At 61.8% G+C, this 22459-nt stretch carries 20 protein-coding genes; 9 read left to right on the top strand and 11 right to left on the bottom strand.

Annotated elements, in window-relative coordinates:
- Positions 1-44 precede the first annotated feature (44 nt).
- The 5 genes from AC25BC_RS24605 to AC25BC_RS24585 form a co-directional block, all read right to left on the bottom strand.
- Positions 45-959 (bottom strand): SMP-30/gluconolactonase/LRE family protein, encoded by a 915-nt coding sequence (locus AC25BC_RS24605; RefSeq protein WP_003562384.1) that lies wholly within the window; start codon positions 957-959, stop codon positions 45-47.
- A gap of 14 nt (positions 960-973) precedes the next feature.
- A complete protein-coding gene (locus AC25BC_RS24600; RefSeq protein WP_003562385.1) occupies positions 974-1924 on the bottom strand; it encodes an ABC transporter permease in 951 nt (316 codons plus the stop codon).
- A complete protein-coding gene (locus tag AC25BC_RS24595) occupies positions 1921-2868 on the bottom strand; it encodes an ABC transporter permease (protein WP_003550647.1) in 948 nt (315 codons plus the stop codon). Before AC25BC_RS24595 ends, AC25BC_RS24600 begins: the two co-directional genes overlap by 4 nt.
- Positions 2865-4313 (bottom strand): sugar ABC transporter ATP-binding protein, encoded by a 1449-nt coding sequence (locus AC25BC_RS24590; protein ID WP_128438804.1) that lies wholly within the window; start codon positions 4311-4313, stop codon positions 2865-2867. The genes AC25BC_RS24595 and AC25BC_RS24590 overlap by 4 nt, the downstream gene beginning before the upstream one ends.
- A gap of 72 nt (positions 4314-4385) precedes the next feature.
- The gene (locus AC25BC_RS24585; protein ID WP_003562388.1) at positions 4386-5402 is read right to left on the bottom strand and encodes an ABC transporter substrate-binding protein; all 1017 of its coding nucleotides are present in this window, start codon (positions 5400-5402) and stop codon (positions 4386-4388) included.
- 280 nt (positions 5403-5682) lie between these two features.
- On the opposite strand from AC25BC_RS24585, the gene AC25BC_RS24580 reads away from it, so the two are divergent.
- Both AC25BC_RS24580 and AC25BC_RS24575 read left to right on the top strand, forming a co-directional pair.
- The gene (locus AC25BC_RS24580; protein WP_003562389.1) at positions 5683-6921 is read left to right on the top strand and encodes a GAF domain-containing sensor histidine kinase; all 1239 of its coding nucleotides are present in this window, start codon (positions 5683-5685) and stop codon (positions 6919-6921) included.
- Positions 6922-6934: 13 nt separating this feature from the next.
- Positions 6935-7657, top strand: a complete 723-nt coding sequence (locus AC25BC_RS24575) for a response regulator transcription factor (protein WP_003562390.1) — start codon at positions 6935-6937, stop codon at positions 7655-7657.
- 54 nt (positions 7658-7711) lie between these two features.
- Here the strand turns inward: AC25BC_RS24575 and AC25BC_RS24570 are convergent, their stop codons facing one another.
- Positions 7712-9037, bottom strand: a complete 1326-nt coding sequence (locus AC25BC_RS24570) for an aminotransferase-like domain-containing protein (protein ID WP_128438805.1) — start codon at positions 9035-9037, stop codon at positions 7712-7714.
- 99 nt (positions 9038-9136) lie between these two features.
- Here AC25BC_RS24570 and AC25BC_RS24565 point away from each other — a divergent pair, with 99 nt between their 5' ends.
- From AC25BC_RS24565 to AC25BC_RS24535, 7 genes are all read left to right on the top strand, one after another.
- Positions 9137-10099, top strand: a complete 963-nt coding sequence (locus tag AC25BC_RS24565) for a substrate-binding domain-containing protein (RefSeq protein ID WP_128438806.1) — start codon at positions 9137-9139, stop codon at positions 10097-10099.
- A gap of 74 nt (positions 10100-10173) precedes the next feature.
- Positions 10174-11064, top strand: a complete 891-nt coding sequence (locus tag AC25BC_RS24560) for an ABC transporter substrate-binding protein (protein ID WP_017996142.1) — start codon at positions 10174-10176, stop codon at positions 11062-11064.
- Positions 11061-11990 (top strand): amino acid ABC transporter permease, encoded by a 930-nt coding sequence (locus AC25BC_RS24555; RefSeq protein ID WP_017996143.1) that lies wholly within the window; start codon positions 11061-11063, stop codon positions 11988-11990. The genes AC25BC_RS24560 and AC25BC_RS24555 overlap by 4 nt, the downstream gene beginning before the upstream one ends.
- Positions 11987-12766, top strand: coding sequence for an amino acid ABC transporter ATP-binding protein (locus AC25BC_RS24550; protein ID WP_017996144.1), 780 nt, complete (start codon positions 11987-11989; stop codon positions 12764-12766). Before AC25BC_RS24555 ends, AC25BC_RS24550 begins: the two co-directional genes overlap by 4 nt.
- A gap of 71 nt (positions 12767-12837) precedes the next feature.
- The gene (locus AC25BC_RS24545; RefSeq protein WP_128438807.1) at positions 12838-14028 is read left to right on the top strand and encodes a M20 aminoacylase family protein; all 1191 of its coding nucleotides are present in this window, start codon (positions 12838-12840) and stop codon (positions 14026-14028) included.
- 118 nt (positions 14029-14146) lie between these two features.
- Positions 14147-14626, top strand: a complete 480-nt coding sequence (locus AC25BC_RS24540) for an MEKHLA domain-containing protein (RefSeq protein WP_128438862.1) — start codon at positions 14147-14149, stop codon at positions 14624-14626.
- A gap of 148 nt (positions 14627-14774) precedes the next feature.
- Positions 14775-16892 (top strand): carboxy terminal-processing peptidase, encoded by a 2118-nt coding sequence (locus AC25BC_RS24535; protein WP_128438808.1) that lies wholly within the window; start codon positions 14775-14777, stop codon positions 16890-16892.
- A gap of 63 nt (positions 16893-16955) precedes the next feature.
- Here the strand turns inward: AC25BC_RS24535 and AC25BC_RS24530 are convergent, their stop codons facing one another.
- The 5 genes from AC25BC_RS24530 to AC25BC_RS24510 are packed head-to-tail and all read right to left on the bottom strand — an operon-like array spanning position 16956 to position 22344.
- On the bottom strand, positions 16956-17981 hold the full coding sequence (locus AC25BC_RS24530) for an ABC transporter ATP-binding protein (protein WP_128438809.1): 1026 nt from the start codon (positions 17979-17981) through the stop codon (positions 16956-16958).
- On the bottom strand, positions 17978-18949 hold the full coding sequence (locus AC25BC_RS24525) for an ABC transporter ATP-binding protein (RefSeq protein WP_003562402.1): 972 nt from the start codon (positions 18947-18949) through the stop codon (positions 17978-17980). The genes AC25BC_RS24530 and AC25BC_RS24525 overlap by 4 nt, the downstream gene beginning before the upstream one ends.
- The gene (locus tag AC25BC_RS24520) at positions 18949-19866 is read right to left on the bottom strand and encodes an ABC transporter permease (RefSeq protein ID WP_128438810.1); all 918 of its coding nucleotides are present in this window, start codon (positions 19864-19866) and stop codon (positions 18949-18951) included. Before AC25BC_RS24520 ends, AC25BC_RS24525 begins: the two co-directional genes overlap by 1 nt.
- Positions 19863-20783 (bottom strand): ABC transporter permease, encoded by a 921-nt coding sequence (locus tag AC25BC_RS24515; RefSeq protein ID WP_003562404.1) that lies wholly within the window; start codon positions 20781-20783, stop codon positions 19863-19865. Before AC25BC_RS24515 ends, AC25BC_RS24520 begins: the two co-directional genes overlap by 4 nt.
- Positions 20784-20823: 40 nt before the next feature.
- Positions 20824-22344 carry an ABC transporter substrate-binding protein gene (locus AC25BC_RS24510; RefSeq protein ID WP_003562405.1) on the bottom strand — a complete coding sequence of 507 codons (1521 nt, stop codon included), beginning with the start codon at positions 22342-22344 and terminating at the stop codon, positions 20824-20826.
- Positions 22345-22459: the final 115 nt, after the last annotated feature.

Raw genomic sequence — 22459 nt, 5'->3', positions numbered from 1 at the left:
GGCGGGCCGCCGAGCTTTTTGTAGCAACGGTTTGTATTGCGACCTCACGGCACCTGAGCCCCACTCACCGCCACATAAACCGAATAAACCGACCGCGTCGCCGCAATAAACAAACGGTTGCGTTGAGGCCCGCCGAAGGTGAGGTTGGCGACGGTCTGCGGTACCCGGATCTTGCCGATCAGTGTACCCGCCGGGTCGAAGCAGTGCACGCCATCGGCCGCACTCGACCAAAGGTTCCCGTTCACGTCCGTGCGGATGCCGTCAGGAATGCCGTTGTCGATCAGGCAGAAGACGCGGCCGTTTGCCAGCCTGATGCCGTCGATCACGTCGAAAGCGCGGATGTGGCGCGGCAGGCTTTCGTCATGGCTGGCGGCCGAATCCGCCACATAGAGGATTGTCTCGTCGGGCGAGAAGGCGAGGCCGTTCGGCTGAATGAAATCCGTGACGACTGCGGAAAGCGCCCCGGTCGTCGGATCGAGCCGGTAGACGTTGCGGGTAGCTTGCTCCGGCTTGGCGCGATAACCTTCATAGTCCGACATGATACCGTAGGTTGGGTCGGTGAACCAGATCGAGCCGTCTGATTTCACCACCACATCGTTCGGCGAATTGAGCCGGGCGCCCTCGAAACGGTCGGCAAGGACGGTGATCGAGCCGTCGATCTCGGTGCGGGTGACACGGCGCGCGCCATGTTCGCAGGAGATCAACCGTCCCAGCCTGTCGCGCGTATGGCCGTTGGTGAAGTTGGAGGGTTGGCGATAGACGGAGACGCCGCTCTCGGGCGTCCAACGCAGCATGCGCTGGTTGGGAATGTCGCTCCACAGCAGCTGGTTCGCATCGTTGAACCAGACGGGACCCTCCGCCCAGCGGCAGCCGGAATAGAGTTCGTCCAGACCGGCACTGGTCACGATCATCTGCCGGAAGCGCGGGTCGTGGATTTCGTAAATGCTGGCCTCGGCCATGGCGGTTTTCCCGTTTATCGCATGCCGGCCCGGCGACCGCCGGCGAGCATGATGACGCTGATGATGATAAGGCCGGTCATGATCAGGCGGATGCCCGCGCCGAACCCATAAGTATTGAGCATGGAGACGACCAGGAACATGAAGAGCGATGCGCCCCAGATGCCCGGTACGTTGGAATCGCCGCCGGCAACCGCCGTGCCGCCGATCACGACGACGGCGATCGACATCAGCAGATATTCCGTGCCCATGTTGAGCGCCGCGCCGCCGGAGAAACAGGCGAGCAGATAGCCTGCGACCGATGCGAGAACCGCACAGAAAAGGTAGGTGACGAAACGCGTGCCATCGACCGGTATGCCGGCCATGCGCGCTGCCGGCATGCTCTGCCCGATCGCCGAGATCCAGCGTCCGTAGATCGTCTTCTCGAGCAGGAACCAGGCCAGCAGCGAGATCAGGAATGCGACGATCGCCACATTCGGCACGCCGAGCGTGTTCGACGTGGTGAACTCCGCCAGCACGCTCGGCGGCTTGATGCGCAATCCGCGGTTCGTCCAGATCGCTGCGGACTGGACGATGAAGCTCATGGAAAGCGTGGCGATGATCGGCGGAATGCGCAGCGCCTTGATGAGCGCATAATTGCCGAGGCCGACGACAAGGCCGATGACGATGGCGACGAGAAGCCCGGGCAGGATCATGCCGTTTTCGACATTCATCAGCTTCAGCGCAACCGTGCCGGCAAGCGTCATGGTGGCGGGAACCGAGAGATCGATGTTGCCGGGGCCGAGCGTGATGACGAACATCTGGCCGATGCCGACGATGACCGAGAAAGCCGCGAAGGTGAGTGCTGCCTGCGACAGGCCAAGCGTGCTGGCGCCGAACGTCACCATGATCGTCAGGAACCAGACGACAAAGGCGGCAAGCCACGACCAGATCCAGGGTTTGCGGAACAGGCGCAGGAGCGGGGTCATCGGCGTTTCTCCCGCTTCTCCAGGCGGTTCAGCATCAGCCGAAGTGCCAGCACGATGATCAGGATCGCGCCCTGAGCCCCGATCTGCCAGTCCGGCGAAATGCGCAGGAAGGACAGGAACGAGCCGGCAAGAGTCAGTGTCAGCGCGCCGATGACGGCGCCGATCGGGGAAACGCGGCCGCCGATGAACTCGCCGCCGCCGAGGATCACGCCGGCGATCGAAAGCAGCGTGTAGCGCAACGCGATATTGGCATCAGCCGAGGTGGTCAGGCCGACGAGGGCGATGCCGGCGAGCACCGCAAAGAGGCCGGCAAGACCATAGGCGGCAGCGCGCGCCCCGACAATCGACCAGCCGGCGCGCTCGACCGAACGCTGGTTACCGCCAATGCCGCGCATCAGCACGCCGAGCGACGACCGCATGACGAGAAGGTGGGCGACCAAGGCGATGACGATGCTGGCGACGATCGCCATCGGCGCCAGCGGCGGCTTGACGGTCATCAGCCAGCGCACCCAGTCCGGCGCCTGCCCGCCCGGTGCCGGCAGCAGCAGGACGGCAAGGCCACCCCAGACGAAGCTCATGCCAAGGGTCACGACAATGGACGGCAGGTTGCGTAGATAGATGACGACGCCGAGGCCCGCATAGGTTGCGATCGCGCCGGCCAGGATCAGCACGCCGATCACCGGGGCATCCCGCAGAAAGGTCGCGGTGACGCAGGCGACGAAGCTGACGAAGGCGCCCATCGAGAGATCGAGATCGTTGACCGCCATCACGATCATCTGGGCGATCGTCGCAAGCGCGATCGGCACAGCCAGGTTGAACAGCAGGTTGAGCCCGACATAGCTCATGGCGCGCGGCTGCAGCCAGAAGACGGCGGCGAGCAGCAGCGTCAGCGATAGGGCGGGAATGGCTAGACGCAGGGCGTCGGACGACAGCCGGAACGTCATGCGGCGACCCCTTCGAAGGAGGCGGCGATGATATTCGTCTCGTTGACGGCGTCACCGGCGAGTTCGGCCGTGATGCGGCCTTCGCGGAAGACGTAGACGCGGTCGCAAAGGCGGACCTCGTCCATTTCGGTCGAGTACCAGATGAAGGTGCGGCCATGCGCCGCTTCCTCGCGGATGATCGCGTAGACCTCCTGCTTGGTGCCGACATCGACGCCGCGCATCGGGTCGTCCATCAGCACAACTGGTGCGCGCGTCGCCAGCGCGCGGGCAAAGAGCACCTTCTGCTGGTTGCCGCCCGAAAGCGACAGGATGCGGTTGTCCATATGGCGCGTGCGGATCTCGATCCGCCGCTTCCAGTCGGCGCCCTTCGCCTCTTCTTCGCCCGCGAGGATGAGGCCGCGCCGGGAGAGGTCACCGAGCGAGGCGATGGAGAAGTTGCGCAGGATGCTCCAGAGTTCGAAGACGCCGTTTAGGCGGCGGTCGCCGGCAACGAAGGTGACGAGCGGATCGCGCTGGGGCAGCCAGTTGCTCGACTGGGCGGCATGCAGGGCAAGCAGGAGCTCGGTCTGCCCATGGCCGGCCAGACCCGCCAGTCCGATGATCTCGCCCTTGCGGGCCGCAAAGGGAAGACCCTTCGCCTGATGGGACAGAATGAGCGGAGCGATGGATTGTTCGCGGGCCGAGCGCTTGGTTTCCTCCTTCGCAACAGTGCCCATTGCTTCGACGAGGCCGTGATGGTCGAAGCCCTGCGCCGGGCGCTCGGCGACGACGCGGCCGTCCTTCATGACGACGATGCGGTCGGAGGTTTCGAGGATCTCGTGCAGGATATGAGAGATGAAGATGACGGACCCGCCCGTGGCGATGAAGCGGCGGACATGGTCGAGCATCTGCCGGGCAAGGCTTGCATCGAGCGACGAGGTCGGTTCGTCGAGGATCACCAGACGCGGCGCAATGCCGGCGTCGGAAAAGGCCATTGATATCTCGACCATCTGCCGCTCGGCGATCGAAAGATCCCCCACGGCCCGGCTGCTGTCGATGCCATGGCCGGGAAAGACGGCGTCGAGGCTCGTTTCGATGATTTGTGCGGCGCGCCTTCGCCAGCCGAAGCCTCCGAGATGGCGATGCATGATGCGCGTGTTCTCGACGATCGAAAGGTTGGGGCAGAGCGAAAGCTCCTGGAAGACGCAGCGCACACCGCGGGCACGCGCAGCGTTGATGCCATAACGCTCCAGCCGTTCGCCGTCGCTTGCCACACCTCCTTCGTGCGGTGTGAGACCGCCGTTGATGACGCTGACGATGGTGGACTTGCCGGCGCCATTGTGTCCGACAAGCCCGACGCATTCGCCCGGCATGACGCGAAGGGTCACGCCATCGAGTGCCCTGACTGCGCCGAAACTCACCTTGGCGCCATCGACGGCGATCACCGCCTTCAAAACGTCATCCATGCTGCCCGCCATGCCTGCTTGAAAAAAAATGCCGCGCGACCTTCTGCGGATGCGCGGCAGTCGCCGGGAGAATTACTTTGCGGACTCGATGACCTTGATTGCGTCTGCCTGCGTGTATTCCACGTTGGCGACGCCGCCGGCCTGGGTATTGGCGAGGTTGGTTTCGAGATTGTCCTGGTCGATGCGCAGGAAGGGCACGACGAGGTCCTTCTTGACTTCCTTACCGTCGAGGATCTGCTGGGCCACCCAGAAAGCGAGTGTGGAGACGCCTGGCGCGATGGATACGGACATGGTCTCGTAACTCTTCGCGTCCTTCTGCTCCTTCCACCACTTCAGTTCGTCCTCGCGGTTGCCCATGATAATGATTGGCATCTTCCGGTCGGTTGCGGCAATCGCCTGTGCGGCGCCATAGCCGTCACCGCCCTGCGTTACGACGCCGGCGATGTCGGGCAGGCTCGGCAGGATGCCGGCAACAGCCTTCTGCGCCACGTCTTGTGCCCAGTCGCCGTGAACGGAGCCAACAATCTTGAACTGCGGGAACTGCTTGACACCGTCGTGGATGCCCGCCGAGATTTCGTCGTCGACGAAGACACCGGCAAGGCCGCGGATCTCGAGCAGGTTGCCGCCGTCCGGAAGTTTCTTCGATAAGTACTCGACCTCACTGCGGCCCATTTCCTTGAAGTTGACGGCGATACGCCAGGCGCAGGGTTCGGTGACGATACCATCGAAGGACACGACGGTGATCCCGGCGTCGCAGGCTTCCTTGACCGCACCGTTCAGCGCCGTCGGCGAGGCGGCGTTCAGCACGATGGCGTCATAACCCTGCAGGATCATGTTCTGGATCTGCGCGGCCTGTTCCGTCGCCTGGTTCTCGGCGGTGGTGAAAGGGTCGGCTGCGGCAACGGTGCCGGCCTTCACGGCTTCGCCCGTCACCTTGCCCCAACTCGTCAGCATGGCCTGGCGCCACGAATTGCCGGCATAGTTGTTGGAAAGGGCGATTTTCTTGGCCGATGTCTCGGCAAAGGCGGAAACGGGCATCGCGGCGCAAGCAATAGCGGCCGATGCCAGAAGCATCTTACGGATTGTCATGTCTTCCTCCCTGATGATCGCGCTGGTCGGCGGATCGCTTCACTCCTGCCGGCCCAATTGGGTCCGAGTGAAAATTGTTCTTGCACTGAGCTTCCTCCTCTCAGTAAGGGCAGGATGCGGGAGATCGACCGGCCTGTACAGGGGCAAGGCGGCAATCCGTTTGCGGGATTTGCGCAACAAGCTGCGGGTTTACGCAAGACGGCGGCGCTTCCGCGGGCGCTTACTGCGAAGGGTCGCGGCGGGTTGAGGAGCCTGCTGCCGCCTCGGGGAGGAACTGACGATGCTGCATCTCGTACCCGCAGCCATGTTCGACCATTATCTCGGCATTTCCCGGCTGCTCGCGGGCCAGCTCGACTTCCGCTCGGCTATCCGTTCCGTCGCGGCCGAGGTCGCCCATATCATCCCGCACGACCACCTCGATGTCTGCGTGCTGCTTGAGGGCGGCAACTACCACACGGCCTATGAGACGGGCATCGAGACCGCCTGGGGCGGGCTTGCCGGTGCGCCTGTTGTCAACAGCCCCATCCGCGCGCTGCTCTGGGGCGAGGTGGATTTTCTGCTGGCGGACGACGCCATGACCGACCCTCGTTTCCACTTCGAGGGCGCGTTCAAGCGGCCGATCGTCGAACAGTCGCTGAGAAGCCGCTTGCATGTGCCGATGAAGGTGCAGGGCACGATCATCGCGGCGCTTTCCTGCTCGTCGCACCGGGCGGGCGTCTATACGATGGAGGATATCGAACGCGCCCGCATCATCGCCGACCTGCTGACGCCCTATTTCTTCGCGCTGCAGGCGGCCGAGCAGGCGCAACGCTCGGCCATTGTCGAGGCAGAGGCCCGCGCCCGCGAGGAGGGCTTGCGGCAAGGTGCACTGAAATTGACCGAAGCCCTGGAGCAGGAACGCCAGCGCATCGGCATGGACCTGCACGACCAGACGCTCGCCGACCTGACGCGGCTCGCCCGCCGGATCGATCGACTGTCGCGCCACGGCGAGGTGGCGCCCGAGACGCTGGAGCCGATCTCCCGTTCCCTGCAGCATTGCATGCAGGATCTGCGGCAGATCATCGAGCAGGCAAAACCCTCCGTGCTCCAGCTCTTCGGCCTCGCCCAAGCGATCGAACATCATCTGGACCGATCGACCCGCGACAGCGGATCGGGGATCGAATGGGGCCTTGTCGACGAGACGCACGGCGCACTGGAGCGACTGGAACCGACCGTCAGCGTCGCCCTGTTTCGGATTGCCCAGGAAGCGATCAACAATGCGGTGCGCCATGCCGCGCCGCTGGCCGTTATGGTGCGGCTTGAGGCCGACGAGGAGCGGCTGTCGATCGAAATCTCCGACGACGGGACCGGGCTCACCAAGGCGCGAGGACGGATCGGCGGCGGCATCGACAATATGAAGACCCGTGCGCGGCTGATTTCGGCGCGGTTCACGACCGGCCCCGGCCACAACAATCGCGGCACTGTGGTGCGCGTCGTGCTACCGCTCGTACCGAACCACCCGGCAATCGGGCCAAACTGAGGAGAAGGGCGCAATGAAGGTTCTGATCGTCGAGGACGACCCGCTGCACCGGTCCTATCTGCACGAGGCGGTCAACGCGGCTCTGCCGGAATGCGATACGGTGATCGAGGCGGAGAATGGAACCGTCGGCGAGAAGCTCGCCCGCGACCACAAGTCGGCGCATATCGTCATGGACCTGCAGATGGCGAACCGCAACGGCATCGAGGCGGCGCGCACCATCTGGAAGGAGCGGCCGGAGACCCGCATCCTGTTCTGGTCGAATTACTCGGACGAGGCCTACGTACGGGGCGTCTCGCGCATCGTGCCGGATGGCGCCGCCTATGGCTATGTGCTGAAATCCGCCTCCGACGAGCGGCTGAAGCTTGCGCTGCGCTCGATCTTCATCGAGAGCCAGTGCGTCATCGACCGCGAGGTGCGGGGCCTGCAGCAAAAGAGCCTCGGCCAGACGAACGGCTTTACCGATTCCGAATACGAGATCCTTGTCGATATCGCGCTCGGCCTCACAGACCGGGCCATCGCCAAACGTCGGGGCCTTTCCCTGCGCAGCGTGCAGAACCGCCTGCAGCAGCTCTACGACAAGCTCGACGTCTACCAGAGCGCCGGCGACGACCACGAGGACGGCCGCTTCAATTTGCGCGCCCGCGCCGTCACCGTCGCTTTCCTGCGCAAACTCCTGAACTACAGCGCTCTGGAGCGGGCTGAGGCAGAACTGCAGGAATGGCTTGAGGGAAAGTAGTTCCGGACTTGCGCGGAATGAACGGGGATCAGAGACCTGGTGCGGCCCAGCCGTTCACGGCGCATGAGCCAGCGCGATCGCATCGGCGGCTTCCTCGCAGCGATCGCTGAGCGTGCTGGTCGCCACGCGAATATGACTGCTTGGCAGGACGGAGAATTTGCTGCCCGGGTTGACGGCGATATTGCGTGCGGCAAGCGTCACCATCGCGAATGGTTCGGAGACGACGGGCACCCAGAGGCACAGGCCCTGGCTTGGTGGTATCGGTATTCCCCGTTCGCTGAGCGCATCGGCAAGAGCGTCGCGCCTCTGCCGATAGATCTCGCGCGCCTCGGCGATAAGCTGCCAGGTTGCCGGATCGCGCAATAGCCAGGCGGCGGCACCTTGCAGGATACGGCTGGTCCAGCCGGCGCTGAAGGAACGGTAAGACTGGATCTGGTCGACGATCGGCGCGGAACTCGACAGAACTGCGAGACGCAGATCCGGGCCGAGGCTTTTCGAGAGTGAGAGGATATGGATCGTCCGCTCCGCAAATCGGTCGCCGAGCGACTGCGGAGGTGCCGCCGACACGTCGCCGACGCCGTCATCCTCGATGATAAGCGTATCGCTGTCTTCCAGCACATCGCCGAGCTGATCGAGGCGGGATGAACTGACCGTAACGCCGGTCACCGAATGCAACCGCGGCTGGAACAGGAAAGCCGCCGGACGTTGCTGCAATGCTTCGCGCAGCGAATCCGGCAGCGGGCCTTCGCCGTCGCAGGCGACAGGGATGATTTTTACGCCGAGATCTTCCAGAATATCGAGCAGCCGCATCCCGGTCGGATGTTCGATCGCGACCGACGAACCCGAGGAAACCAGTGCATGCAATATCGTATAGACGGCGTTGTAACCGCCATTGGTCGCCAGAAAGGCTTCCGCCTCATAGGGCCATCGCTCTGAAACGGCGTCCTTCAACTCAGGGACGATCCGGCTGCGCTCATAGCTGTTGAGGTCATCGACGGACGCGCCATAGGCCATCGCTTCGGCGAGCCGCGGAAGAAGTGCTGCATCCGGCCCGGCTAAGGTGAGGTCGAGCACACCTGCCGCATAATTTCCCGAGCTGGCGAGGCGTTCCGGCTTGGCGACAAAGCGGTCACCGCTGACCCAGGTGCCGTTGCGCCCCCGGCCGCTGATGATCTTCTGCCGCCGCAATTCGCTCCAGGCTTCGGAGATCGTCGCCGGGCTGACATGCAATTCGTAAGCGATATCGCGGATCGCCGGCAGGCGCGTCCCAATGGGCAGGACACCGGCACGGATCAGCGCGCTCGTTTCGAGAGCGATCCCCCTGATACTGCGGTCGGCTATTTTTTCGGCAAACCAGGAGGCTTCGACCGTATCGCCCATTTTTCTCTCACTTTAAATGTTCAATAACGTAATAACATTTGTACTATGCATTTTGAACATTTAATTTGCCGCTCGTCGAGCAATTTTGTGAGTTTTTGCATGCCTGTGACGCTTCGCATCGCCCTCCGGGACTGGGATTACATGACACCGCTCGTCCTCGGAGATGTCAGTTCTTCCCGCCTCGATATCAAAGTGGATCGCGTCGGCACGCTGGTCTCCAGCCTCGCCGATGATGCGGCGCATGACGCCGCGGAAATGTCCTTCAGCCGCTATTCGCAGATGCGTCATGATGGCGATGATCGGGTTCTGGGCATGCCGAACTTCATCATGCGCGGCTTCCGCCATCGCTGCATCATCACCACCAAGGATAGTCCGATCCGCAAGCTCTCCGATCTGGCCGGCAAGAACATCGGCGTGACCGGCTGGCGCGATTCCGGAAACACCTGGACCCGTGCCGCTTTGCGCCGGGAAGGCGTCGGCGTCGAGGATGCCATGTGGTATGCCGGGCGCCTGACGGAAGCTCATCCGATCGCCGACCGGCTCGATGGTTTTGGACGGCCCGGCCGTATCGAGGCTGCTCCCGGCGAGCGTCCGATGGTCGATCTGCTGCTGGATGGCGGGCTCGATGCCGTGTTCACGCCTTTCATGCCGAAGGGTTTCTTCGATCAGGAATCGCCGCTCCGCCAGGTGCTGGATGATTTCCGCGCCGCTGAGGTCACCTACTTCCACGAGGTTGGCTATATCCCGGGCATGCATCTGATCGGCTTCAAGGCTGATATCGTCAGGGAGAATCCCTGGATCATGGATGAACTCAGCGAGCTGATCGACGAGTCCCAGCGTCTGTGGCTGGAAAAGCGTGAGAAATACGCCGACACCACGCCCTGGATGATCGACGAACTGCGCCGCTGCGCGGCCGACCTGCCGCCGAACTGGAACATCAGCGGGCTTGCCGAGAACGAGGCAATGATCGCCGATTTTGCCGAAGAACTTTACGAACAGAAAGTCATGCCGCGCCTTTTGACGCCCGCCGAGTTGTTTCCGTGGCACGCCAAGGCGCGATGAACAAGGCCTGGGGAAACTCTTCGCAGGCCTCATCGTTGAATCACGATTTTCGCAAACCAAAAAAGGGGAATGACATGCACTCGAAACTGATCGCTTCCGCCGCCCTGCTGGGTCTGATGATGACGACTTCGGTCTTCGCTGAGGAAACGGCCGTACCAAAACAGACCGTCAACGACGCGCTTCGCGCCCGCCTGCCGGAGAAGATCCGCACGGACGGCAAGATGATCTCCGTCAACAACGGTTCTTTTCCGCCCTATGAAATCGTCACCGGCACGAAATTGACCGGCGCCAGCGCCGACCTGACCGATGCGATCGGCCAGATGCTCGGCGTCGAGATCGAGCACGAAACCGTCAGTGGACTGACCGCATTGCTCGCCGGCATCAATTCCGGCCGATACCAGTTCGCCTTCGGCCCGATCGGTGACTTCAAAACCCGTGAAGAGGCCAATGATTTCGTCGACTGGGTTCAGGAATACGTGGTCTTCTCCGTCCAGAAGGGCAATCCGAAGGCCATCGGTTCGCTCGACAGCGCCTGCGGCAATCGCATTGCTGTCATGGCCGGCGGCTCCGCCGAAAAGGTGATCCAGGCCCAGGTCGAAAAGTGCAAGACGGACGGCAAGCCTGCGGTCGAAGTGCAGTCCTATACCGACCAGCCGAGCTCTATCCTGGCGGTCCGCTCCAAACGCGCCGACGCCTTCTTCTCCTCGCAGGCACCCTTGACCTATTTCGTGTCTCAGGCAAACGGCCAGTTGGAATTGAGCGGCGTCGGCCAGAAGAATGGCTTCGACGACCTCTATCAGGGCGCCGTGGTGCCGAAGGGCTCGCCGCTCGGCCCCGTTCTGCTCGACTCGATCAAGGCGTTGATGGATAACGGCGCCTATGCCGCCATCATGAAAAAGTGGGGTCTTGAGAACAACATGATCAAGCAGCCCGGTCTCAATCTTGGTGGAGCCCTGCCGAAATGAGCAATGACCGCACGACTGCCGCATCGCCGTCTGGCGGTGCGGACTTCCGGGATGTTGCCCATGCCCACAAGCCCTTTCCAACGGGCCGGCTCCTCTTGTGGGTGGCAGTGCTCCTGATTGCCGCAAACTTCCTGTGGATCGTCGCCCACAACGAGAATTTCGGCTGGCCTGTCGTCGCGGCTTATTTCTTCGATCCGACTGTTATCAACGGCCTTTACGTCAGCCTGGGCCTGACGGTGGTCGCGATGGCCATCGGCATCGTGCTCGGCCTCGGACTGGCGATCGCCCGGCTGTCGAATGACCGGCTCGCTCGGTCGCTGGCATCGCTGTTCATCTGGTTCTTTCGCGGCACGCCGCTCCTGGTGCAACTGATCTTCTGGTACAACCTCTCGACCCTCTTTCCCGAACTTTCGATCACCATTCCGTTCGGCCCGACGCTCGCCAGCTGGGAGACCAATTCGGTGATTACGCCGATGACGGCGGCGATCGTCGGCCTGGCCTTGAACGAAGCGGCCTACATGGCGGAGATCATTCGTGGCGGCCTGCTCTCGGTCGATCGTGGCCAGTTCGAGACGGCGGAAGCCTTCGGCATGACCAAGGCGAGGGCGCTGTGGCGGATTATCATTCCTCAGGCGATGCGCTCGATCGTGCCGCCGACGGGCAACCAGCTGATCAGCATGATCAAGGCAACCTCGCTCGTCAGCGTCATCGCCATGGCCGATCTGCTCTATTCCGTCCAGTCGATCTATAATCGCACCTTCGAGATCGTCCCGATGCTGCTGGTCGCGGTCCTCTGGTACTTGCTTATCACCTCCATCCTCAATCTCGGCCAGAGCTATATCGAGGCCTATTACGGCCGCAGCGAACGGCGCAACAACACCGCTGCCGCCAAATCCGAGACCCTTACCGAGGAGGCAAGCCATTGACCGGTGCCGAAATTGCAAAGCCCCTCGTCAGAGCCCGCAACGTCCACAAGTCCTTCGACCAGCTCGAAGTGCTGAAGGGGATCGACCTCGACGTCATGCCGGGTGAAGTCGTCGTCGTGCTCGGCCCGTCCGGGTCGGGAAAATCGACCTTCCTGCGCTGCATCAACCATCTCGAAGCGATCAATAAGGGGTTTATCGAAGTCGATGGCGAGCAGATCGGCTACCGTCTCCGCAAGGACCGGCTGGAAAAGCTGTCGAGCAACGGGATCGCCAGCCAGCGGCGCAAGATTGGCATGGTGTTCCAGCAATTCAATCTCTATCCGCATATGACGGTGCTGCAGAACATCGTCGAGGCGCCGATCGGCGTGCACGGAGAAAGTCGTAAGGCCGCGACCGAGAACGCCATGCGGCTTTTGGAGCGGGTCGGCCTATCGGAAAAGGCGGGTAGCTATCCCCGCCAGCTCTCCGGCGGCCAGCAGCAGCGCGTCGCCATCGCCCGCGCCCTGGCGATCAAGCCGAAGCTGATGCTGTTCGATGAGCCTACTTCGGCGCTCGACCCAGAACTCGTCGGCGAAGTGCTGGCCACCATGCGCGATCTCGCCAAACAGGGCCTGACGATGATCGTCGTGACCCACGAGATCGGTTTCGCCCGTGAGGCGGCCGATCGGGTGGTGTTCATGGACGGCGGCAATGTCGTCGAAATGGGCAAGCCCGAGGATGTCATCGGCAATCCACAACATCCCCGGACCCAGGCTTTTCTCGCCCGTTTTCTCTGACCGGTGTCAGCTCGCTGCTTCGACCCTCGGGCCGGAGCAATCGTCCTTTTCGACCAATACTGGATGTTTTCATGCCCACGCTCGACAATGCCTATGCCCGCCTTTCCGATTTCGAAGCCATGGAGGCGGAGCTGAAGGCGACCCGCCAGCACCTGCATGCCCATCCGGAACTCTCCTTCGAGGAAGCGGAAACAGCGCGTTTTGTCGCGGAAAAGCTGGAAGGCTGGGGTTATGACGTGACCCGCAGTGTCGGCGGTCACGGCGTTGTCGCCCGCCTCAGCGCCGGCAAGGGCTGCAAGGGCATCGCCATCCGCGCCGATATGGATGCGCTGCCGATCGTCGAGGCAACCGGACTTGCCTATGCCAGCGGCACCCCCGGCAAGATGCACGCCTGCGGCCATGACGGCCACACGACCGTGCTGCTCGGCGCCGCCGAATATCTGGCCCGTACCCGCCGCTTCAGCGGCACGGTGACGTTGATCTTCCAACCTGCTGAAGAGGCGAGCAAGAATAGCGGCGCTCAGGCAATGATCGCCGACGGCCTGTTCGAACGGTTCCCGTTCGACGCCATCTTCGGCCTCCACAACCATCCCGGCGCTCCGGAAGGCACCATCCTGCTGCGATCCGGCCCAATGATGGCGGCGTCGGACACCGTCGAGATTACCATCAAGGGCAAAGGCGGCCATGCCTCGCGGCCGCACCTGACCATCGATCCCGTGGTCGTGGCGTGCAACCTCGTCGTCTCGCTGCAGACGATCATCTCGCGCAACCTCGACCCGACCCAGACGGCGGTCATCACTGTCGGCACGATCCATGCCGGCGATGCCGTCAATGTCATTCCTGAGTATGCCAAGCTCGCATTGAGCGTGCGCTCCTTCGAGCCTGGCATTCGCGACCTCCTGCAGGAACGCATCACCAAGCTCGCCCGTTCGGTATCGGACGGTCATGGTGCTTCGATCGAGATCAACTACGATCGCGGCAATCCTGTCGTCGTCAATTCGCCCGATGAGACAGATTTTGCCCGGATCGTCGCGGCGGAACTGGTCGGCGAAGACAAGGTCGCGACCTGCCCGCTCATTCCCGGCAGCGAGGATTTCTCGCACTTTCTCGAGCACAAGCCGGGCAGCTTCCTGCGTCTCGGCAACGGCATGAATTCCGCCATCCTGCATAGTCCCAAATATGATTTCGCCGATGCCAGCCTCACGGTTGGCGCAGCCATGTGGGCAAGGCTCGCGGAACGCTACCTCCAGGATGACGCCTGAAGTCCCGGTCGCCAGCTTGACCGCGTCGCATTTGGAGCTTGCGCTTTCTGTAGCGCAAAAGGATTTTGTAGCGAGAACATCAGTTCAACATCTCTCGCCGCAATCCAGGATGCGCAGCATGATTGCCAACTACAACGACGCCGGACTCGACCTGTCTTACGATCTCGAATTTTACGCATTGATGGCGGAAAGCTTCGAACGAAGCGTGGGACGCCGCCTGACGCCGGAAGGCCAGGGTGCCGAATGGCTGTATGACCACTCGCCGGCGGTGGTCCTTGCTCACAATACCGACGCCGATCCGCGCTTTATCTACGCAAACCGCGCCGCCCAGGCCTGTTTTGAATATTCATGGGACGAGTTCATCACTTTGCCATCGCGCCTTTCGGCGGAGGCACCCGATCGCGCGGAACGTGACAGGCTGTTGGATACCGTGGCGGCCAACGGCTTTATCGCCGACTACCGCGGACTTCGCATTGCCAAGTCAGGGCGGCGTTTCTATATCGAGAACGCCATCGTCTGGGATCTCGTCGACCGCATCGGATGCCGTCGCGGTCAAGCTGCGACATTCGATTCCTGGAAAGACGTGCAGGCGGATTGAGCGTCGGCTACGGAGACGCCGACCACGCGCGGATATGTTTCCGCCACCTTGCAAACCATGTCGTTTGCCATTTGGTTGCCAAAAAACCATGATTGCGTCACATAGATCGCACATCGACACTCGGCATCAAGAATTGGATCAACGCTGAATGCGCATAGCCTACGTTTTCCTTGGTGCATTTCTTGCAATTGCACAGTCCGCATATGCTGAAGTCGCATCACCGCCTGTTTTGGCGCCGCTAAAGCGACAAGCGCAGGCCGCTGAGTTGAGCGCACAATTTCTTTCGCGGTATAGCTACAAGCCCGTTCCACTCGACGACGCCTTGTCGGCCAGGATCATGGATCAGTTCATCAAGTCACTTGATCCGGACCGCATGCTCTTCCTGCAAGCGGACATCGACAAGTTCATGTCCGATCGCAGCGAGATCGACGATGCGATAGAACGGAAGGACTTGAAGATCCCGTTTGCGATTTTCAACGCCTATGAACAGCGCGTTGTCGACCGCATGAACTATGCGCGCAGCCTGCTGAAGCAGGACTTCGATTTCAGTACGCAGGAAAATTATTCGGTGCTGCGCGATAAAGCGCCGTGGTCGCAGTCGAAAGCCGAGAGCAATGAGCTTTGGCGCAAGCGCGTCAAGAGCGATTGGTTGCGGTTGAAACTCGGCGGCAAAAACGACGCGGCGATTCGCGAAACGCTCGACAAACGTTATGAGAACATACTCGAGCGCGCTTACAAGTTTAAAAGCGACGACGTTTTCCAGTCGTTCATGGATGCCTATTCAACGTCGATCGATCCGCACACGGACTATTTCGGCGCGGCCGCTTCAGCCGACTTCAATGTCTCGATGAAGCTTTCGCTGTTTGGTATCGGTGCCGTGCTGCAGGAACGCGACGACTACACGACGATCCGTGAGCTCGTGCCTGGCGGGCCGGCGCAGCTTTCCGGCAAGCTCGCGGTCGGAGACCGCATTACGGGCGTTGGTCAAGGTAAGGATGGGGCGATCAAAGAAGTGGTGGGCACGCGCCTTGATGAAGTCGTGCAGATGATACGCGGAAAAAAAGACTCCGTCGTGCGGCTGGATATCCTGCCGGCAGATGCAGGAGCAGATGGCACGCATCGCGTCATCAGCCTGGTGCGCGATAAAATCAGTCTCGACAAGCAGGCTGCCAGGAAGACTGTGCTGTCCGTGAAGGCGGGCGACGCCACGCGTAAAATCGGGATCATCACGCTGCCGGTATTCTATGAGGATTTTGAAGCCAAGCGCAAAGGTGACCAGGATTACAAAAGCGCAAGCCGCGATGTCGCCAAGCTTCTCGACGAACTGAAGGAAGAAAAGGTCGACAGCGTTCTCATTGACCTGCGCAACAATGGCGGCGGTTCATTGGACGAGGCGATTGATTTGACCGGCCTCTTCATCGGCAATGGACCGGTCGTTCAGCAACGCGGCAGCGACGGCAAGATCGAGGTCAAAAGCGCTGAGCTTGCAGCGCCTGTCTGGGCAGGCCCGATGGGTGTCCTGATCAATCGCGGCTCGGCGTCGGCTTCAGAGATTTTTGCCGCGGCCATCCAGGATTATGGTCGAGGCGTGATCGTCGGCGAACCCAGTTTCGGGAAGGGCACCGTTCAGACCGTCGTCGACCTTGACCAGATCGTCCGCAACAGCAAGCCTGAGTTCGGGGAGCTGAAAGTGACGATTGCCCAGTTTTTCCGGGTCAACGGCGGTACGACGCAGCTGCGCGGCGTGACGCCTGATATCAGCTTACCGGGACTTTCCGATCCCACGAGCTTCGGCGAGACCAGTTATGACAATGCGCTGCCGTGGGCGCAGGTCAAGCCCGCGAATTACACGCCCTCCGACACTGTCTCGACGTTGCTGCCGACATTGCAAAGCCGCCATGATGCGCGGGCTGGAAGCGATCCGGATTTCCAACGCTTGTTAAAAGACCTTGCCGACCTCAAGGCACAGCGCGAGAAAGGGGTTATCTCCCTCAATGAAGCGGAACGTCGCAAAGAAGCGACGGCTCGAGAGAAACGGTTCAAGGATCGAGCGCAAGTGAGCGATGGCGAGGATCCGGGTGGAGATGATGGTCTGGAGGCAGGCGAGCGCAGCCTGAGCGCTGATATTGCCATCGAGAATGCTCGCAAGAACGCAAAGGACGTCCTGCTCGATGAAGCCGCCGCCATTCTTGCCGACGAGGCGGATTTGCAGCAAGGCGGGCTAAAGGCAGCCACAAAACAAACGGGAAACACGAACGGAAAATAATCGTCGCTGACCGGCGCAACGGTTGCGCAGCTTTGCGATCACCTTGGCATAATGGGCCTGGCTTCAGTTCCCTTCAAGGCGAGGGACCCATGCAGTGTCCAATTCAGGCGCTGTGTTGGCGATTTCCGGATCGGCGTGATGACAGGCGGTCAGAAAACCTGGGGCCGCCGTTCGCCTGGTCAGGGCAGGCTCTTGTTCTGCACAGATCGACGTCGCTTTCCAGCAACGCGTTCGAAAACGGCATCCGCTGGGCGGATTTGCGGGGCTCGGCAGATCTCCATGCAGAACGATACGCTTGCGCTGCGCACGACGCCTCGGATCCGGTGTCGGGACCGCCGACATCAGTGCCTGCGTGTAGGGATGGGCCGCAGCGCTGAAGATCGATTGCTTTGGCCCCGTTTCGATGATCTTGCCGAGATACATGACCATCACACGGTCCGAGACATGCCGCACAACGGCGAGATCATGCGCGACAAACAGCATCGCCAGATTGCGCTCGCGCCTCAATCCGGCCAGCAGGTTGATCACTTGCGCCTGCACCGAGACGTCGAGGGCCGAGACAGGCTCGTCGCAGACAAGAAGTGTCGGATTGAGCGCGAGAGCGCGGGCAATGCCAAGGCGCTGCCGCTGGCCGCCTGAGAATTCCGCGGGATAACGCTCCGCATGCTCGGCGCGCAGCCCGACGGATTCGAGCAGCTTGACCGTCTCTTCACGCCAGTTGCTCTTGGGCACGACCCCGGGGTGCAACGCCCACGGTTCGGAAATCAGCCGGTCGACCCGCATGCGGGGATTGAGCGACTGGTAGGGGTCCTGGAAAACGACCTGCATCTTGCGGCGCAATTCATGCAGCCGCCGGCCACTGGCTGTCGTAATGTCCACACCGTCAAGCAAAGCGCTGCCGCTTGTTGCCGGCCCAAGCTTCAAGAGCGTCCGAACCAGCGAGGTTTTGCCGCAACCGCTTTCGCCGACGAGGCCGAGCGTCTCTCCACTGGCAATCTCGAAGCTGACATCGTCGACGGCACGCACCGGTGCAGAGGAGCTACCGAAGTGCCGGGAGAGGTTTTGGACCTTGAGCAGCGGTTCGATCATACTGGTGATACCGGGAAGTGGCAGGCGGCCTGGCGGCCCGGCCCTACGGTTTCAAGAGAGGGGACGACCTCGGCACAGAGCCCTTCGGCGCGTGGACAGCGCGTTCTGAATGCGCAGCCGGAAGGCAGGGCGACAGGATTGGGCGCGGAGCCGGGGATCGGCACCAATTCGTCTTCATCCGTGTCCATGCGCGGCTGCGAGGCAAGCAATCCGACGCTGTAGGGATGGCGGGCCTCTTCGAACAATTCGAAGACGCTTGCGGTTTCGACGACGCGGCCGGCATACATGACGGCAACGCGATCGGCGAGTTCGGCGACGACGCCGAGATCATGGGTAATGAAGATCATGCCGGCATCGCTGCGTTTGCGGATAGTCTCCAGAAGATCAACCACCTGCGCCTGGATCGTCACGTCGAGCGCCGTCGTCGGCTCGTCTGCGATGATGACATCCGGTTCCAGTGCCACGGCCATGGCGATCATGATGCGTTGGCGCATGCCGCCCGAAAATTCATGCGGATATTGCCTGGCACGGCTTTCAGGGTCGGGAATGCCGATGGCCGTCAGAAGGTCGATCACGGCCTTTTCGACACCGCCTTCCGGAGTGCGGCCGTGGATGCGGAACATTTCAGCGATCTGCCAACCCACGGAATAGACCGGGTTGAGCGCTGCGAGCGCATCCTGAAAGATCAGGGCGATCCGATCGCCGCAGAGATCGCGCCGCTCGTTTCGCGAGAGCTGCAACAGCTCGACACCGTCGAAACGGATCGATCCTTGATTGATTTCGCCAGGAGGGTTGGGAACGAGATCCATGATGGCCGATGCGGTCACCGACTTGCCGGAGCCGCTTTCGCCGAGCAGCGCCAGAACCTCTCCACGCTCGAGCGAAAAGGAGACGCCGTTGAGCGCCAGGATGCGGCCGGCTGCCGTATCGAAACTGACCTGCAAGTCCTTGACTTCGAGAAGAGCCATCAGCGCCTCCGGCTGACAAGACGCCAGTGCTGCGACGGGTCATTGATGATCCGGAACCAGTTGGCGAGGAGATTGAAGGACATGGTCGTGAGCATCACAGCCAGGCCGGGGAAAAAACCCAGCCACCAGGCGGATGACAGATATCCCTGGCCCTGCGCCACCATCAGGCCCCAGCTCACCGCAGGTGGCTGGATGCCGAGGCCGAGATAGCTCAGCCCGGATTCGAACAGCATGACCATGGCGAGATTGACCGAGGCGAGCGTCAGCATCGTGGGCGCGACGCTTGGGAGAATGTGATTGCGCAATATCCAGACAGGCCCGCCGCCAAAGACGCGCGCCGCATCAACGAAAAGCCTCTCCCGGACTTCGAGAGTTTCGGCTCTTGCGACGCGGATATAGGCCGGCATGCGGGTAACGGCGAGCACGATGATGAGGTTACCGACGCTCGGGCCGATCAGGTAGAGCCCGAAGAGCGCCACCAGCAGTGTCGGGAAACCCAGAATGATGTCGCAGATCCGCATGACAAGGTTGCTGATGATGCCACCGAAGTAACCGGCGATCACGCCGAGCAGCGTTCCGCCGATCAGGCTCGTCAGAACGGTCACCAGCGCTATGCCGATCGTCGTCGATGCCGCCTGAATGAGGCGAACGAGGAGCGGACGCCCGAGAGCGTCGGCGCCCAGCCACAACGTCCAGGACTGGCCGAAGTCGAAGGGCGGCAGGTTGCGCGCCTTTAGCGAAATGCGGTTTTCGCCCAGCAGCGACGATGCATCCGCAAGAATGGCAAGGACGACGATCAGCAGCCAAATTGTCGCTGCGACCGCCATAGGGTCACCCGCGAGCGCACGCATGAACCACAAGATGCGGCGGCTTCGGCGCTCGCGGGCAGGGAGGACGTCGGCGGAGGTGCTGGTCATTCGACCCTCACACGCGGATCGATCGATGCATAGAGCATATCGACCAGGATATTGATGACGAAGATAACGACGGCGACCGCGAAGATCGATGCCTGGACGATCGCGAAATCGCGCTTCAGGATGCCGTCGATCAGCAGCTTGCCGATGCCGGGAAACCCGAAAACAACCTCGACGACGCCACCGCCGCCGGCGAACTGGGCGGCGAGGTCACCGGTCACGGTCACCGCGGGCAGGAGGGCATTGCGCAGCGCATGCACGAAGGTAACCCGGCCGCCGCGCGCGCCCTTGGCCCGCGCAGTCCGGACAAATGTCGCGTTCAGTGCTTCGATCATCGAGCCGCGGACGATCTGCACCAGCGTCCCGAACGGTCTGGCAAAAAGACAGGCAACCGGCAGGATCCAATAGATCGGACCGCCGAAACCCGATGTCGGCAGAATGCGCAAGGTGACGGCAAATAGCAGAACGCCCATCAGCCCGAGCCAGAAATCCGGCACGCTGGCCGCTGCCTGCGACAGCACGTTGATGGCCCGGTCGATCCAACCGCCGGCATTGACAGCGGCAATCGATCCGATGATGACGGCGGCGATGAAGGCCAGGGTCAAGGCAATGGCACCGAGCGCCAGCGTGTTCGGCAGCGCCTCCAGGACAACGTCCATGGCCGGGCGGTTGTGCCAAAGCGACGTGCCGAAATCGAGGCTCAGCATATCCCCGGCCCAATCGAGGAATTGCCACGGGAGGGAACGATCGAGGCCGAGACGGACGCGCATGGCTTCGCGGGCGGCATCCGAGGCATCGACGGGCAGGTATAGATTGACGGGATCGCCCGTCAACCGCACGAGGAAGAAGGCGGACGTCATCAATGCTGCAAGGGCGAGTGCCGCAAAGGCCGCACGTTTCAGGAAGTAGGTGAAGGACATCCGCTCTCCTCAAGGGACGTTCGGCAACCAGTCTGCGCCGTCAGCGGTAGCTGATCGATTTAAGCTTGATCTCGTTGCCGGCCTGCACATCGGGCGTGTAGGTGACGTTCTCGGCGACGCGGGCAATCGTGACCATGTGGAACAGCGGCACGATATTGACCGCATCGACGGCGATGTAGCTGAAGGCCTCCTCGAACAGTTTCTTGCGTTCGTCGCCGGTTGCCTTCGACGCGTCGGCAATCAATGTGTCGAGTTTGGCATCGGCGATGGTCGACTGGTTGCCGTCGGTGGTAAAACGGTTCGGCAGCGTGAATACGGCGTCGCCTTCGGTGTTGTCGATCTGCGTCTGCAGGATCGACGGCTGACGTTCCTTGTCCCAGGGCTTAAGAAGCTTCTTCAGCCACGGGCTTGTTTCAAGCATTTCGAGCCGGGCATTGAAACCTGCATCCGCGAGCATCGCCTGAATGGCTTCCAGGCTTTCGGACGAATTGGGATAGATGCCGATGCGGCCGTAGATGACGATTTCCTTGTCAACCGGCACGCCATCGGCTTTCGCCGCGGCGAGCAGGGACTTCGCTTTTTCGAGATCATACGTCCAGACGGGGATGTCGGGATTGAAGCCGAAGACGGACGGCGGCACCGCCTGCATCGCCTTTTGGGCATCCTGGTGGAAGATGGTGCCGACAAGTCCGTCCCGGTCGATCGCAAGATTAAGGGCTTCGCGCACGCGTTTGTCGTTGAGTGGCGCAATTTCTGCGTCGATCCTCAGCAGCGAGGTTTCGGCGTTCGGGAAGGCATGATCCTGTTCCGTCGTGCCGTCCTGGGGTGCTATTTCATAGGCGATCTGCGCTTCACCGGTGGCGACCATTGCCGCGCGAACAGCGGATTCGGCGCGCCAGATGATGGTCGCGTTCTTGATCGCCGGCTTGTCGCCCCAATAGCCGTCATAGGCCACGAGGTCGACCGATTGCCCGGGCGTCCACGCTGCAAGCTTGTAAGGTCCGGTTCCGGCCGGGGAGCGCGACTTGCCGTCGTTCGGGGTCGCCGGCGAACCGATGTCCACGGCGGACATCTTGTTCGGCAGGATCGGCTCGACGATATCCGTTTTGATGAGGAGGGTGGTGGGGTTCACCGCTTCTGCATTGAACTTGACGCCCTTCAGCGTCGCAAGTCCGACTTCGCAGGCCAGTGCCGGATCCTGCGCCCGCTTGAGAGCGGCAACGACTGCACTGGCATCAAACGCCTTGCCGTCGTGGAAGGTGACGTCGTCGCGGAGCTTGAATTCCCAGGTCAGCTCGTCCACTTGCCGCCAGCTGGCGGCAAGGCTCGGGACGACCGATCCGTCGGCCGGGCTCAGATTGACCAGCGCTTCGGTGATGTTGTTGTGCAGAATGCGAGAATTGCCCGAAAGGTCGGTGTCACAGGGATCGAGCGACTTCGGTTCGTCGGTCACCACGACCGTCAGCTTATCCGAGGCAGCGTCGGCGCGAATTGCGCTGCCCGGACCCAGCAGAAATGCCAGTCCGATGCTCAGCGCACCAATTGCCTTCATCTTCTTCATGAAATCCCTCCTCCAGACCAAACGAGCGGCATCCTGTCCATCGCAGTGCCGTCTTGTGAAAACCACCCGGTTGAGCACCGCCGCAGCGGTTATCCAAATGGCTTTACTTCCTCCG

This window comes from Rhizobium sp. WSM409, assembly GCF_057653825.1.
Note: the sequence above shows the minus strand (reverse complement) of the source record. Positions and strands in the feature narration are given on the sequence as shown.

What these genes read in the sequence shown, in the direction of transcription:
- AC25BC_RS24605 (WP_003562384.1), bottom strand. Translation starts at nt 959, where the DNA reads ATGGCCGAGGCCAGCATTTACGAAATCCACGACCCGCGCTTCCGGCAG.
- AC25BC_RS24600 (WP_003562385.1), bottom strand. Translation starts at nt 1,924, where the DNA reads ATGACCCCGCTCCTGCGCCTGTTCCGCAAACCCTGGATCTGGTCGTGG.
- AC25BC_RS24595 (WP_003550647.1), bottom strand. Translation starts at nt 2,868, where the DNA reads ATGACGTTCCGGCTGTCGTCCGACGCCCTGCGTCTAGCCATTCCCGCC.
- AC25BC_RS24590 (WP_128438804.1), bottom strand. Translation starts at nt 4,313, where the DNA reads ATGGATGACGTTTTGAAGGCGGTGATCGCCGTCGATGGCGCCAAGGTG.
- AC25BC_RS24585 (WP_003562388.1), bottom strand. Translation starts at nt 5,402, where the DNA reads ATGACAATCCGTAAGATGCTTCTGGCATCGGCCGCTATTGCTTGCGCC.
- AC25BC_RS24580 (WP_003562389.1), top strand. Translation starts at nt 5,683, where the DNA reads ATGCTGCATCTCGTACCCGCAGCCATGTTCGACCATTATCTCGGCATT.
- AC25BC_RS24575 (WP_003562390.1), top strand. Translation starts at nt 6,935, where the DNA reads ATGAAGGTTCTGATCGTCGAGGACGACCCGCTGCACCGGTCCTATCTG.
- AC25BC_RS24570 (WP_128438805.1), bottom strand. Translation starts at nt 9,037, where the DNA reads ATGGGCGATACGGTCGAAGCCTCCTGGTTTGCCGAAAAAATAGCCGAC.
- AC25BC_RS24565 (WP_128438806.1), top strand. Translation starts at nt 9,137, where the DNA reads ATGCCTGTGACGCTTCGCATCGCCCTCCGGGACTGGGATTACATGACA.
- AC25BC_RS24560 (WP_017996142.1), top strand. Translation starts at nt 10,174, where the DNA reads ATGCACTCGAAACTGATCGCTTCCGCCGCCCTGCTGGGTCTGATGATG.
- AC25BC_RS24555 (WP_017996143.1), top strand. Translation starts at nt 11,061, where the DNA reads ATGAGCAATGACCGCACGACTGCCGCATCGCCGTCTGGCGGTGCGGAC.
- AC25BC_RS24545 (WP_128438807.1), top strand. Translation starts at nt 12,838, where the DNA reads ATGCCCACGCTCGACAATGCCTATGCCCGCCTTTCCGATTTCGAAGCC.
- AC25BC_RS24540 (WP_128438862.1), top strand. Translation starts at nt 14,147, where the DNA reads ATGATTGCCAACTACAACGACGCCGGACTCGACCTGTCTTACGATCTC.
- AC25BC_RS24535 (WP_128438808.1), top strand. Translation starts at nt 14,775, where the DNA reads ATGCGCATAGCCTACGTTTTCCTTGGTGCATTTCTTGCAATTGCACAG.
- AC25BC_RS24530 (WP_128438809.1), bottom strand. Translation starts at nt 17,981, where the DNA reads ATGATCGAACCGCTGCTCAAGGTCCAAAACCTCTCCCGGCACTTCGGT.
- AC25BC_RS24525 (WP_003562402.1), bottom strand. Translation starts at nt 18,949, where the DNA reads ATGGCTCTTCTCGAAGTCAAGGACTTGCAGGTCAGTTTCGATACGGCA.
- AC25BC_RS24520 (WP_128438810.1), bottom strand. Translation starts at nt 19,866, where the DNA reads ATGACCAGCACCTCCGCCGACGTCCTCCCTGCCCGCGAGCGCCGAAGC.
- AC25BC_RS24515 (WP_003562404.1), bottom strand. Translation starts at nt 20,783, where the DNA reads ATGTCCTTCACCTACTTCCTGAAACGTGCGGCCTTTGCGGCACTCGCC.
- AC25BC_RS24510 (WP_003562405.1), bottom strand. Translation starts at nt 22,344, where the DNA reads ATGAAGAAGATGAAGGCAATTGGTGCGCTGAGCATCGGACTGGCATTT.